At 64.5% G+C, this 13,862-nt stretch carries 7 protein-coding genes and 1 pseudogene; 6 read left to right on the forward strand and 2 right to left on the reverse strand.

Features of this window, described 5'->3' with window-relative positions; all coding sequences use genetic code 11:
- Positions 1-231 precede the first annotated feature (231 nt).
- The gene (locus tag ACZYZ7_RS14290; RefSeq protein WP_463741191.1) at positions 232-3,303 is read left to right on the forward strand and encodes a replicative DNA helicase; all 3,072 of its coding nucleotides are present in this window, start codon (positions 232-234) and stop codon (positions 3,301-3,303) included.
- A 40-nt stretch (positions 3,304-3,343) separates the two neighbouring features.
- Here the strand turns inward: ACZYZ7_RS14290 and ACZYZ7_RS14295 are convergent, their stop codons facing one another.
- The gene (locus tag ACZYZ7_RS14295) at positions 3,344-3,937 is read right to left on the reverse strand and encodes a sugar O-acetyltransferase (protein WP_450070989.1); all 594 of its coding nucleotides are present in this window, start codon (positions 3,935-3,937) and stop codon (positions 3,344-3,346) included.
- Positions 3,938-4,105: 168 nt separating this feature from the next.
- On the opposite strand from ACZYZ7_RS14295, the gene ACZYZ7_RS14300 reads away from it, so the two are divergent.
- Positions 4,106-5,245, forward strand: a complete 1,140-nt coding sequence (locus tag ACZYZ7_RS14300; protein ID WP_450070990.1) for an FAD-dependent oxidoreductase — start codon at positions 4,106-4,108, stop codon at positions 5,243-5,245.
- Between the two features lie 105 nt (positions 5,246-5,350).
- On the forward strand, positions 5,351-6,481 hold the full coding sequence (locus ACZYZ7_RS14305; RefSeq protein ID WP_450070991.1) for an alpha/beta fold hydrolase: 1,131 nt from the start codon (positions 5,351-5,353) through the stop codon (positions 6,479-6,481).
- A 270-nt stretch (positions 6,482-6,751) separates the two neighbouring features.
- Here the strand turns inward: ACZYZ7_RS14305 and ACZYZ7_RS14310 are convergent, their stop codons facing one another.
- The gene (locus ACZYZ7_RS14310) at positions 6,752-10,336 is read right to left on the reverse strand and encodes an ATP-binding cassette domain-containing protein (RefSeq protein WP_463741192.1); all 3,585 of its coding nucleotides are present in this window, start codon (positions 10,334-10,336) and stop codon (positions 6,752-6,754) included.
- Between the two features lie 151 nt (positions 10,337-10,487).
- Between ACZYZ7_RS14310 and ACZYZ7_RS14315 the strand changes: the two genes are divergently transcribed.
- The 3 genes and pseudogenes from ACZYZ7_RS14315 to ACZYZ7_RS14325 form a co-directional block, all read left to right on the forward strand.
- Positions 10,488-11,207, forward strand: a complete 720-nt coding sequence (locus ACZYZ7_RS14315; RefSeq protein WP_463741193.1) for a DUF1905 domain-containing protein — start codon at positions 10,488-10,490, stop codon at positions 11,205-11,207.
- Between the two features lie 316 nt (positions 11,208-11,523).
- A complete protein-coding gene (locus ACZYZ7_RS14320) occupies positions 11,524-12,834 on the forward strand; it encodes an alpha/beta fold hydrolase (protein WP_463741194.1) in 1,311 nt (436 codons plus the stop codon).
- 295 nt (positions 12,835-13,129) lie between these two features.
- Positions 13,130-13,679: pseudogene (locus tag ACZYZ7_RS14325) on the forward strand (transposase); the annotation flags it as partial.
- Positions 13,680-13,862: the final 183 nt, after the last annotated feature.

Here is a 13,862-nt window from a genome sequence, read left to right on the forward strand (position 1 = left end):
ATGATCCACAGGTTCTCCCCAGAGCCTCAACACTGCGACCGAGACCTATCCCCACACCATCCACAGGTTGATCAACAGGGGTGGTTTCGGGCGACGCCAGCAACGTCTACCGTGATGCGTCGCAGCGCTGTCACGAAGCTTTGTCGGAGCCCTGTTTTACAGTTGCAGTACCGATTCGAATAAACGTTCGAGCCCATCGCGAGGTGGGGCTCGGAAGGGGGTGGGGAGTCCGTGGCGGTGGTGGACGACCTGGGGCATCCGGATTCGGAGATGGATGGCCCTCCGCCTGGGGAGGACTTCGGCCGGCAGCCGCCGCAGGACATGGCGGCCGAGCAGGCGGTCCTCGGCGGCATGCTGTTGAGCAAGGATGCGATCGCCGACGTATTGGAGCGGTTGCGTCCCGGAGACTTCTACCGGCCGGCGCACCAGAACGTCTACGACGCGATCCTGGATCTCTACGGCCGGGGTGAACCCGCCGACGCCGTCACCGTCGCCGCCGAACTCGATCGCCGGAGCCTGCTGCGCCGCATCGGTGGCGCCCCGTATTTGCACACCCTGATCTCCACGGTGCCGACCGCTGCCAATGCGGGTTTCTATGCCGGCATCGTCGCCGAGAAGGCCCTGTTGCGCCGGTTGGTGGAGGCGGGCACCCGGGTGGTCCAGTACGGCTACGCCGGGGCCGACGGCGCCGATGTCACCGATGTGGTGGACCGGGCCCAGGCCGAGATCTACGACGTGACCGAACGGCGCGCGTCCGAGGACTTCGTCGCGCTCGAAGACCTGCTGCAGCCCACCATGGATGAGATCGACGCGATCGCCTCGGCGGGCGGGATCTCCAAGGGTGTGCCGACCGGGTTCACTGAATTCGACGAGATCACCAACGGTCTGCACCCCGGGCAGATGATCATCATCGCGGCCAGACCTGGCGTCGGGAAGGCGCTCGCGCTCGATACCCCACTGCCCACCCCTAATGGCTGGACCACGATGGGTGACGTTGCGGTAGGTGACTACCTCATTGGCGCCGATGGTGAACCGACGCGCGTTGCGGCCGCCACCGAGGTCATGCTCGGCCGGCCGTGCTTCGAGGTCGAATTCTCCGATGGCACAGTGATTGTCGCCGATGCTCAGCATCAGTGGCCGACGAGCGACGGCGTCCGCACCACTACCCAGCTGCGGCCCGGTCTGCACACCATCGCCGCACCGGCCTCCGGTGGGGGAGCCATGGTTCTCGCGCCCGTGACGCAGGTGGCTGCGGTGCGGCGGCTGCCCAGCGTGCCGGTGCGATGCGTCGAGGTCGATAACGCCGCGCATCTGTACCTGGCCGGGCCCGCAATGGTGCCGACGCACAACTCCACCCTTGGCCTGGACTTCATGCGGTCCTGCTCGATCAAGCACCGGATGGCCAGCGTCATCTTCTCGCTGGAAATGAGCAAGTCCGAGATCGTGATGCGCCTGCTCTCGGCCGAGGCGAAAATCAAACTGGCTGATATGCGTTCGGGCCGGATGAGCGATGACGACTGGACCAAGCTGGCCCGCCGGATGAGCGAAATCAGTGAGGCTCCGCTCTACATCGACGACTCGCCGAACCTGACCATGATGGAGATCCGGGCCAAAGGCCGGCGGCTGGCCCAGAAGGCGGATCTGAAGCTGGTGGTCGTCGACTACATGCAGCTGATGAGTTCGGGCAAGAAGTACGAGTCGCGTCAGCAGGAAGTCTCGGATTTCTCTCGAAGCCTCAAACTGATGGCCAAAGAACTTGAAGTGCCGGTGATCGCGATCAGCCAGCTGAACCGTGGGCCGGAACAGCGCACCGACAAGCGGCCACAGGTCTCGGACCTTCGTGAGTCGGGTTGCATGACGGCGAACACCCGAATTCTGCGCGCTGACAACGGCGCCGAGGTGACCTTCGGTGAGCTGATGAAGACCGGCGAGCGCCCACTGGTGTGGTCGCTCGATGAGCACAAGCGCATGGTGGCGCGTCCGATGACCAAGGTGTTCTACAGCGGGCACAAGGAAGTCTTCAAACTTCGGCTCGCTTCAGGTCGCGAGGTCGAAGCTACGGCGAACCACCCGTTCCTGACGCTCGGCGGCTGGGTTCCACTGGGTGAGTTGGCAGTCGGGGATCGGCTCGCGACGCCGCGGCAAGTACCTGAGCCGGTGCAGACCGAGCGGATGCATGACTCTGAGGTGATCATGTTGGCACACATGATCGGTGATGGTTCGTGTGTCAAGCGCCAGCCGATCCGTTACGCCAGCATCGACGAGGCGAATCTCCTCGAGGTGGAGATCTCGGCGCTCCACTTCGGAGTGACTGCGGTACGCGACGAGTATCCAGCGGCGCGCGTGACAACGCTGCGCCTGCCTGCGCCCTACCGGCTGACGCACGGCAAGCGTAATCCGATCGCGGCGTGGCTGGACAAGCTCGGGTTGTTCGGCAAGCGCAGCTACGAGAAGTTCGTTCCCAAAGAGGTTTTCGCGCTGCCCAACGATCAGGTGGCGTTGTTCCTGCATCACCTGTGGGCGACAGACGGCTCGGTGCGTTGGGATGCGACGGCGGGGCAAGCTCGCATCTACTACGCCACGACGAGCCGGCAGCTCGCTGATGACGTGTCGCAGCTGTTGTTGCGGGTCGGTGTGTACGCACGGATAAAACGCGCAAAGAAGGTGGGCTACCGCGACTGCTGGCATGTGGTCATCTACGGCGGAGACAACCAGGAGCGGTTCCTGGCGCACGGTGTGAACGGAGAGCGCGGCATCAAGGCGCGTGAAGTGCTAGCCCACCTCGAAGGCGCCACGCGCAACCCGAATCTCGATACCGTGCCGACAGACGTTTGGCAGCAGGTGAAGTCGGCTCTGGTGCGTGAAGGCATGACGCACCGACAATTCGCGGCAGCGATGGGCACGAAGTTCTGCGGCTCGGCGATGTGGAAGCACGCGCCGAGCAGGTCACGGCTGCATCGGGCCGCGGCCGTGCTCAACGATCCTGAACTGCACGACCTGGCACTCAACGATGTGTTCTGGGACGAGATCGTCGAGATCACCAGTGTTGGTGAGCACGATGTGTACGACGGAACCGTGCCTGGCACGCATAACTTCGTGGCGCAGGGTATTACGGCCCACAACTCGCTGGAGCAGGATGCCGACATGGTCCTGTTGTTGCACCGCCCGGACTCGATCGACCGTGAGGACCCGCGTGGTGGCGAGGCGGACATCATCCTGGGCAAGCACCGTAACGGCCCGACGGCGAATATCACTGTGGCGCACCAGCTTCACTTCTCGCGGTTCACCAATATGGCGCGCTAGGGGAGAGAATTTGTAGGTTCTCACGGAACGTGGCGGAATCTCACGACTGATGGCGGAGCGATGGCGGATCCGCCTCCACAGCGGTACTTCGAATAACCGTCGCCGGTGATCCGGCGGCGACAACGTGATCAGGGATGTCTCGCAACACGACGCTTCCGGCGCCGATCACAGCGTTGCGCCCTATCGAAACTCCTGCACCGACGGTGACAGAAGCGCCAAGCCACGCGTTCTCACCGATGACGATCGGATCTGCTCGCTCCCACCCTTCACGGCGTTGGCGATGGTCATCAACAGGGTGCAACGCGGTCATCAACTGCGCTCCAGGACCAATCCTCGCGTGTGCGCCAATCGTGATGGGCGCATCGTCCATGAAGAACCCGTTGGCGTTGACGAACGCATTCGCTCCGAGCCGGATGTTGTACCCGTAGCTGCATTGGAACCGCGGCACCACCGACGCACCGTCACCGAACTCACCAAGGAGGTCGGTTAGGACCTGGGTCCGAGTCCTGGCATCGTCCGCCGCCGCCAGATTGAAGAAATCGAGCTGGCGCCAGCAGTCGAGACGCCGCTGCTGCAGCTCATCGTCATCGAGATACCACTCACCGCGCGAAAGGCGATCAGCCTGGTGTTCCACGAGCCGATTCTGGCAGATTAGCCGCTCAGGGAGGAGCGACACTGACCCCCATCAGAGTTGACAGCTAACGTCGGGGCGACGAAACCCGCCGGGGCCGAATCAAACCCGAGCCTGAGCGGGCGCGTCGGAATTAGCGCGTCCCGCTCATGCAATGACAGGAAGGCCGTCATGATCCCCACGATCTCCATCATCGGCGCCGGCCTTGGCGGTCTGACACTCGCGCGTGTCCTACACGTTGCGGGCGTTGGCGCGACCGTCTACGAAGCCGAGGACTCTCCGAGTACCCGAACCCAAGGCGGGCAGCTAGATCTGCACGAAGGAACTGGCCAGCGGGCTCTTGAGATGGCTGGGCTCACGAAGCAGTACCACGGCGTCATCCACCGGGGTGGCAGTGCTCGGCGGGTCTATGACACGAGCGGTAACGTGCTGGTCGAGGTTCCCGACGACGGGTCGATGACACGTCCCGAGACGCTGCGCGGCGATATTCGCCGCATCCTGCTGGAATCTTTGCCCCCCGATGCAGTGCAATGGGGCCGGAAGCTTGTGTCAGCGACCGCGATAGGCGCTGGCCGGCATGCGCTCGTGTTTTCCGACGGCTCAACCGTGATCACCGACGTTCTTATCGGCGCCGACGGAACGTGGTCTACCGTGCGCTGTTTGCTTTCCGATGAAAAACCCGTCTACTCGGGGCTGAGCTATGTCGACACCTACATAGTTGATGTGGACCAGGAGCATTCAGCGATCGCCCAGACCGTCGGAGACGGTGCGCTCTACTGCGTCATGCCGGGGAAAGCGCTTCTGGCGCACCGCGAGTCTGGGAATGTGGTGCATACATATGTGATTTTGCACCGACCCGTCGAGTGGTTTGACCAGGTTGACTTCACCGACGGGACCTCTTCCCGCTCCCAGATTGCCGCCGAGTTCGACGGCTGGTCGCCAAAGCTGACGGCGCTCATCGTGGAAGGCGACGGATTGCCCGTTCTGCGCAAGATCTATCAGCTTCCTGACCACCACCGCTGGAACCGCACACTCGGTGTCACGCTTGTTGGCGACGCAGCGCACGCTACTGTCCCTGGCGGCGATGGTGCGAACCTCGCCATGCTTGACGGTGCCGAACTCGGCGAGGCCCTTGCCGCGCACCCAAAAGAGACCGAAGTCGCGTTGGGTAGATACGAACAGATCATGTTTCCGCGTAGTGAGGCGGCAGCGATCGCCGCGCATCAGACCATCGACACCATCTTCGGTACCGGCGCACCGGAAGGGGTGGTCGAGCTGTTCAAGAACGTGCTCGCGCAGCAACGAGCGTGATCCCGGCGGGTACTGGCCCGCTTGACTGTCCCGGTTCTCTAGGAGTGAGACAGACCCCTCCGGCCTTGCCGGGTGACGAGCGTTCAGCACGGCAGACTTGGCCGGGTGGAGTCGGTGACGGTGTCTTGTGGCGATGGGACGCAGCTGCACGTCGGTGTGGTGGGCGACGGGCCGGACGTGGTGGTGTTATCGGGCGGCCCGGGTTGTGTGAATTATCTGGAGTGTGACTACTTGGCCCCAGCCGGCACACGCGCGTGGTTTCCCGAGCCGCGGGGCGTTGGCCGGTCCGGCGGCGGTGCCCATGACCTCGCTCAGGCCGTTGTCGATCTCGAAACGATTAGAGCCACGGTGGGTGTGGATTCCTGGACGGTGCTCGGTCACTCGTTCGGATCGGATCTAGGCATCCGCTACGCACTGGATCACCCCGAGCACGTGAAGTCGGTCGTCGGCATCGCCGGGCACGGGTTACACAAGGATCGCACCTGGTCGGAGAGCTACTCGTCTCGCCGCCACATTGACGATAGCCTGGTCATCGCGTGGGATGCCGCGGTGCACGAATCACTCAACGCGTCGTTCATCGAGTGGATTCACCAGCCGAAGTTGTTCCGGCAGCTGGCCGATACTCGTGTTCCGATGACGTTCGTGGCTGCAGGTGAAGACATTCGGCCCGATTGGCCACTTCGCCAGCTCGCCGCGTTGGTTCCACGGGGACAGTTCCGCAACGTCAACGGGGTCCCGCACAACTTCTGGCACACCCACCCGGAGACATGGAAGGCGACCGTTTCCGACCTGTGCCGGGGCGAGGTGATCGTACGGGCGGCAGATATCGATGAGCTGGGTGTTGTCGATGTGGTGGGGTTGGCCATTGGCGACGACCCGCCGAAGATCCGTGCGGCCGTTGAACGCTACCGGAATGACCCCACGGTCACGCTGCTCATCGCGACGGACCGCGGCATGCCCGTCGGGGCCGTTGGTTACACCGTGGGGAAAACCGCGATCACGCTGCTGCACATCGCGACAATCCAATCCGCGCGGCGCACCGGGCTAGGACGTCGCCTCCTGGCAGAGGTACGCCAGTCTGCCGCTGAGCTACCGCTAGTTGCAGAAACCGACGCTGACGGAGTTGGCTTCTACGCCGCGACCGGCTTTACCATCGCCCCTCTGGGAGAGAAGTATCCCGGCGTGCAGAGATTCCGCGCACGCCTCGAAGAACATTCCGGTCGAGACAAGAACTGATCACTCCCAGATTCATCCCCGAACGGCAGCTGATCGCGGAGATCGACCACCTGCAGAGGGCTGGAGCCTACGCGCCAGAATCAAACGGGCCGAACTACTAGCAGAACTCGTGATACCAGCACCTGCACCCCCAGTAGCAACGCCCGGCGCGCCAGAGGCGCAAAAGCAGCAAACCCAGCAAGTCGTTGACCCGCCCGGAGAAAGCACAACCTAGGCCTGGTCGCCGCCTAGTGGGTTGATGACCTGTGAGCCAGAATTTGGGGTGCTCCGCTATCCCGCGAGATGATCCCATGACTTGGCGAGGTCTGCCCATGGTCCTGTCGCCTTGATTTGGCCGTTGACCAGAATCACTACTCGGTCGGCGTGGGCCAGGGCAGCTCGCTTGGATGTTGCCCCGATGACCGTAGTGCGGTGGGCGCGCAGACTGGCCCACAGCTGCACTTCGGTGGTCGCGTCCAGGGCGCTGGAAATATCGTCGGCGAGAAGGAGTTCCGACTCGGTCGCCAGTGCTCGGGCCAGTGCCAGCCGCTGCGCTTGCCCGCCGGACAGGCGCACGCCGCGATGGCCGATGAGCACATTGATGCCGCCGGCCTCCTCGATATCATCTGCCAGACAGGCCTTGTCGATCGCCTCGTTGATCGCGCGGTCGTGGTCGAGGCGGACGTTGTCGGCGAAACTCCCCGACAGTACCCGCGGTACCTGGGCGACATAGGCGACCTGTTCGGGGCGTAGGAAGACCTGAGCATCGCAAATGGGCTCACCGTTCCAACGGATATCGCCGGTGTGGTCTGCCAGTCCGCAAAGTGCCGCCAGCAAGCTGGATTTGCCGGATCCGATCTGGCCGAGCAGCAGTACCAACTCGCCGGCTTCGATCGTCAGGTCGACGCCGGTGACACCGCGGGTCCCGTCGTCGTGGATCGCTGAGACTCCGTAAAGCTCTAGGCGCTGCAACGGGATTCGGAAAGGCTCAGCTGGAGGCGGGGCGGTACCGACGACCAGGTCGATGCCCGGTGGGATGTCCATCAGATCGGTGCCGGCGGCGAAGCGGGTGGTCGCCTGTTGCCATGCCCGCGTCCCGGGTGCCTCGGTGACCGCGGCGGCGACGACACTGCCGAAGTAGTCAAATCCTAAAACCGCACCCGAAACGAGGAGCGCGGAAGCCAGGCTCCAGCCGCCGAGCAGGTACACCGTCCAGGCGGCAAGGACGCCTAGTTGCACGGTCACCACCGGCACCAGGGCCAGGATTGATCCCACCCGGTGCTCACGTACGGCAGCGTCAACACGCCCGCTGTCGACGCGGGTGAGGTGTGCGTGTACGTCGTCCGTGGCTGCGGCGAGCTTGATGGTGCGCACGCACTCCAATGTCGCGACTAGGGCTGTGCCGAATGCGGCTCGCGACGCTGAGGCCGCTGCGGCGGACCGGCCGGCGATCGAGCGGCCGGCCACCGATGTGACGGCGGCGGCGATCATCACGGCCAACAGGATGGCGCCGGCAATGATGGTTCCGCTGAGCAGCGAGGTGATGACCACGATCAGCACGGCGCTGATGACCTCGTTCCAGCGGTCTGCGTAGCGAAGGAATCGGTCGGCATCCAGCAGCCGGGCCACCACTTCGCCCGGTGGCGTGCGGGGTAGTCGGTGTTGCTGAGTTTGGGCGGCGAGCACGGCCATCCGGATCCGTAGCACGCACGCGCTCCACCACGGTGAGTAGCAGCGGACCGCCCAGGCCAACAGAAAGGGCTGCGCCACGATGGTGATTCCGGTGGCGAGCGTGAGCAGGACCGGCGTATTGCCGCTATTCAGGGTTTGGATGACGTGGCCCCAGAGGTAGCCGGTGACGGCGTTGGCGGAGTTGCCGACCAGCCATGTCAGCAGGAACAGCACACTGCCGAACAGTCCCCAGCGCGGGTGCATCATTACTGCCCGCGCGATGCCGCGAGCCAGGCTCGGCCCGGAGCCCACGTCGGCCTGTGTGACCGGGCTGCCTGGGCGGCGGGCGCCGCCGACTGCCGTGTCATCCTCACTGGCCGCCGGCGGTGGTTCGACTGAGTCCGTCTCGGCCCCGGATGCATCGAGCAGCCGCCGGAATGGGCCCGGTCGCAACTCCAGTTCCGACGGTGTGCCCTGATCGACGATGCGGCCGTGGTCGAGAACCACGATCTGATCGGCCCGGGCGACGGTCGAAAGCCGGTGCGCGATCACAATTCCGGTGCGCCGAGCAAGCAGACGGCCGGCGGCCCGCACCATGCGTGCCTCCGAGAGAGGATCCATCCGCGCGGTCGCCTCGTCCAAGATGACTACGCGAACATCTCGGACCAGCAGCCGCGTGAACGCGACGAGTTGCTCCTCCCCTGCCGACAACGTCGTGCCGCCCGGCCCCAATTTCGTGTCCAGGCCCTGGGGCAGGCTGTGCACCCAGTCGGTGAGGTCCAGTTCGGTGATCGCCGCTTCCACGCGTGAACGGGGAAGGTCGGCGAACAGCGCAATGTTGTCGGCCAAGGTTCCGGCCATGATCTCGGTGCGCTGGGTCACCACCCCGACCGCAGAACGCAGACCGTGCAGGTCCAGATCGCAGATGTCTGTCCCGCCGAAGTACAACGTGCCGCGTTTCGGCTCCACCGCGCGCGACACCAGCGATGCGAGCGTTGATTTGCCTGAGCCGGTGCGCCCGACGATGCCGCAGGTGGTGCCGGCGTCGATGCGAAGCTGGATGTCATTGAGTGCGAAAGTGCCTTCTGCGTAGGCAAAGTCCAGGTTGTCGAACACGATGTCTATGGGCCCGTCCGGAACGGACTCACCACCGACAGGTTCGGATTCGACGGCCAGAAACTGCCGCAGCCGGATGACCGCGCCCATGCCGGCCTGCAGGTCGGGCAGTTGTCGAGCGAGCCCGGCGATCTCGCCGACCAGTGTTGCACTCACCAGGACCAGGGTCACTAACTCAGCAACACCCAAGCGACCGTCACTTACCAGCGCGACACCTGCCAGCAGGACACCAGCCAGTAGTGCCTGCAATAGGCCGCCGGCACGAATGGTGATCCGGGACTCCACCGCCACGGCCGCGCGGAACCGCCGTTGGATGATGCCCGACAGCTCCGCCGCGCGCCGCAGGACGTAGGCCTGGCCCAGGCTGGTGCGCAGGTCATCTCGCGCTGCGATGGCCTCTTCGACCACGGCAGCGTGCTCGGTCCAGGCAGCCTCCTCCTCGACTTTTCGGTCCTTCAACTCCTGCAGGAGCGGGCGGACGATCAGCACCGTGAGCGGGGCTACCACCGGGAAAATGATCCACGCCGGCCACCACGTCAGGCCCGCAACGATCCACATGGGCACCGTGTAGGTCAAGGTGCGCAACGCATCCCAGGCCTGGTGGCGGGCAAGCCCTCCGACGGCTGCAGCGTCGTCATCAACGCGATCGATGATCTCACCGACGGCCTGCTCGGACAGCACTGCCAGTGGCTGGCGCAACGCGGCAGTAAGAAGGTCTGCGCGTAGCCTGCCTTCAGCACGATCAGCCATCGCCGCCCAGACAGTCCGACCTGCGGAGTCGACAATGGCGCTGCAGAGCAGACAACCGGCCAGGACAGCGACCGACGACCACAATGGATTCGCGGCGAGTCGACCACTGACAACGGTGCTCAACGCCGCAAGGACGGCGCCCAAAACTATCGCAGTCAGGGCTACTCCTGCAGCCCCGCGGCCCGCCCCCACGAGGCGCCGCCAGTCGACCGTCCGGTCAAGATCATCGACGGCGCCTGGCGCGCGCCCCGACGCGTGCTCCTGCACCAAGGAATCAGAGGTCATCGTTTCGGCACAGTCATCGTGCAGGCCGTAGATACAACCAATGCCACACTGCATTCCATTTTTCGCCCCCCGCGACGCGGGGGACTCTACCTGCGGCCGAAAGCGAACAGCATCTGAATTTCGCAGCGACGTGTTCGACCGCTTCGCCAGAATGGGCTCCCGCGGTTTCGCGCACGCTGAAATGCAGTGGCCTTAGTGTGGGACCGTGGACTGGGAGTTTGAGACCGAGGTATTCCAGTGGCGCGGCCCCGCACCGTATTTCTTCGTCGCCACACCGGCCCATATCAATGAGTTCTTACACGTTCACTCCGGCGAATTGACCTACGGTTGGGGAGCCATCCCCGCGCAGGTGAGCATCAATGACACCGAGGTGACCACATCACTGATCCCCAAGGACGGCGTGTACCTGGTCCCGCTGAAGATCGCCCTGCGCCGCCCCGAAGGCATCGACGACGGCGATCGCGTACGGGTACGGCTGCAGGTCAGCCTGCACAACAGCGGTGAACCTTCTGAAGGTACGGGGATGTCCACATTCGTCATCGATGCACCGGTGGCCATCAAACTCGCCACCGATAACGCCGTTGTCCCCCAGCAGCACAGCTTGACCGCACCCACGCTGCTGCGCTCGCAGGTACTGGCGCTGGTGTATGAAGCGGTGCGCCGCAATGAGATAGACGAACGCGCTGGACGAAAAGTTATCGACGATATCCGTGGTTTGCGGATCCGGTTCCTCAGCGACCGCTCACTGGAGGACCACTCGTGGCGGCTCGCCAGCAAAATGAACTGGCCGGACATACATCAAGTCGAGTACATCGCACTGACCCAACTGCAGGCCGACGCGCTGGTCACCGTGGACACCGAACTGGCCGCCGCGGCGCGCGCATTCGTCAAAACCGCCTCCGTCGCAGACATCTTGCTGCTGTAGCCAAGACACTCGGGCTCGATGTTGAGTTCGACCGAGCGCCAACCTGAGCGATGATCGGGACCAGGGACGACGGTTTGTGGCGGCGAACCCGCGCAACGTAGTCAGCGTCGCTGACGAAGTGCCCACCCAGCCCAACCATCTGCCGTAGCTCCGCTGGCAGTTGGATGGCTCTCCAGACTGGCGCGCGCCCGCGACCGGCCCCGGATCCACACGACTCGGCAGGCGGAATCCGGCGGGTTTCCCCGATGTCCCGGCTACCTCGACCTCGCTATGGTGAGCCTTCTGCGTGGGTATCAACCGGGTGCGGTGAGGAATGGTGAGCGCGGTGCGACAGCGTTGGCGACGGGTGTTCGTCGGAGTGTTGGTCGTGTTGGCCGGTGTTGTCGTCGCGGCAGCGGCAGGGGTCGCGGCAACGCTGGGGATGGCCGCGCTGATCGCCACACCAGGAGTGTTTCTGGTCGTTGGGTTGGCCGTCTTCACTGCCGTGGTATTCGGCACTGCTATCGCCGGACTCCGCATCGTGCGGGCCGCACACCTACTCGCCGGTGCGACGGCGACGGCAGCGGCGGTCACCCTGTTGACACTGGTGGGGGCGAGTGTGACTGTGCTGCAACCGTTCCCGGTGCAAGATGCCGCTCCAGTGCCGGCGGACGTCCGGTTCTGGGAACTGTCCACCGGCACCCGGGCCGCCTTTGTTCACGCGCCCGCGGCGACCGGTTCGTCACATCGGGCCACGCCGGTGATCTTCCTGCACGGCGGTCCAGGTACACCGGGTGAGGGCATCCCCACCGGAGGAGCCGAACTCGCCGCAGACGGGTTCGACGTGTATGCGTACGACCAACTCGGCGCGGGTCGGTCGAACCGGTTGGCCGACGTGACCGGGTACACGGTGCAGCGTCAGGTCGCGGACCTCGAGGCGATCCGTCGCACCATCGGGGCCGAACAGCTCATCCTCGTCGGTCGGTCGTGGGGAGGCTCCCTTGCCGCGCAATACCTGGCCGCGCATCCCGCCCGGGTCGCGAAGGCGGTGTTTGTGGCCCCGGGCGCGATCTGGGGCGGCGGCTATGCCGAGGGGGACGTCGGCGAACCCTGGGACGACATGACGACGGATCAGCAGTCGCGTTACGACGAGCTGACCAGCAGCCCGCGGATGTTTGCGCAGGCACTGCTGATGGCGGTCAACGCGAATGCGGCCCACGCGCTGGTGCCCGATTCGGAGGCCGACTCGTGGATGCACGCCGTCGCGCTGGCCGGCCGCGACGCCACTTCATGCACTCACAGGGTGACCGCGCCGCCACACGACAACCCCCAGGGTTTCTACGTCAATCAACTCACCAAAGCCGATTTCGACAAGATCCCGGATCCACGACCGCAACTGCGTAACGCCGAGGTTCGTTCACTCGTCATCGCCCCGCAATGCGACTTCATCCGCTGGGCCGTCACCCGCGAGTACCGCGACGTGCTGCCCCGCTCCACGCTCGTCGACTTCCCCGACGCCGGGCACGCCGTTCCGTACGACCAGCCGGCGGCGTATATCCGTTTGCTCCGCGCGTTCGTCCTCGACGAACCGTTGCCACTGCCCGCGTACACGGCGCCCGAGCCGCCCCCCGGACGCTGGACTCGTTGACGCTGAACCCACCTCGACCCAGGCCCCGCGGCGATTGGGTCCGCAGAAGGACAACCTCTTCGCCTCATCGGCGACAGCGGAACCGCAAGAGCCCCTACTCATCGCTCTGGGGACCGAGGCGGCGATGCCTGACGGCGCGCGGGTAGGCATGGGACTGTCTGAATAACGGTGGATCTGGTCTTGGTCTGACACGCCGGGCGTGAGCTTGGCGGGAAGGACTGATGATGTCCGAGACACTCGAATCCATGGCGACCGATGTGGATCAACGCCAGCTCGCTGAGCAGCTGCTGGCGCCGATGTGTGCATGGTGGTCTGCGATGGGCTGCAGGGTCTGCCGGAGGCGATCAACACCGTGTGGGATCGCGCACTGGTTCAAACGTGTGTGATCCATCTGCTGCGCAACACCTTTCGCTACGCCTCGCGGCGGTATTGGGATCAGGCCGCCAAGGACATTCGCCCGGCCTATACCGCTAGCGACCGAGGCTGCGGCCAAGGAACGCTTCACCGAGTTCACCGCCTAATGGGGTGGGCAGCATCCGGCGATCACAGCGCCCTGGAACAACGCGTGGAGCGAGTTTGTGCCGTTCTTGGACTGCGATGTGGAGATTCGCCGCGTCATCTGCTCCACCAACGCGATCGAATCCTTGAATGCCCGCTACCGCTGGGCAATTCGGGCCCGAGGACACTTCCCGACCGAACAGGCCGCGCTCAAGTGTCTCTACCTGGTGACCCGATCCCTAGACCCCACCGGCCGCGGTAAGGCACGATGGGCAATGAGGTGGAAGCCCGCACTCAACGCGTTCGCAATCACCTTCAACGGCCGGATCACTCCGACTGGCAACTAGCCAATGCCAAGTCAGATCCACCGTTTATCTGACAGTCCCGAGATCTGCCACGCGTGCAGCCATACGACAAGAAGCAGCTGGACGCAGAGCAGGTTGGTGCCTAACTGATGCGGCAGGGGAAAGTTCCACATGGATCGTTGCGGTTGTGAAGCGTGACGGCAAACGAGGCCGGCCGGCCACAAC

It is taken from the genome of Mycobacterium sp. IDUB_17, from assembly GCF_055419465.1.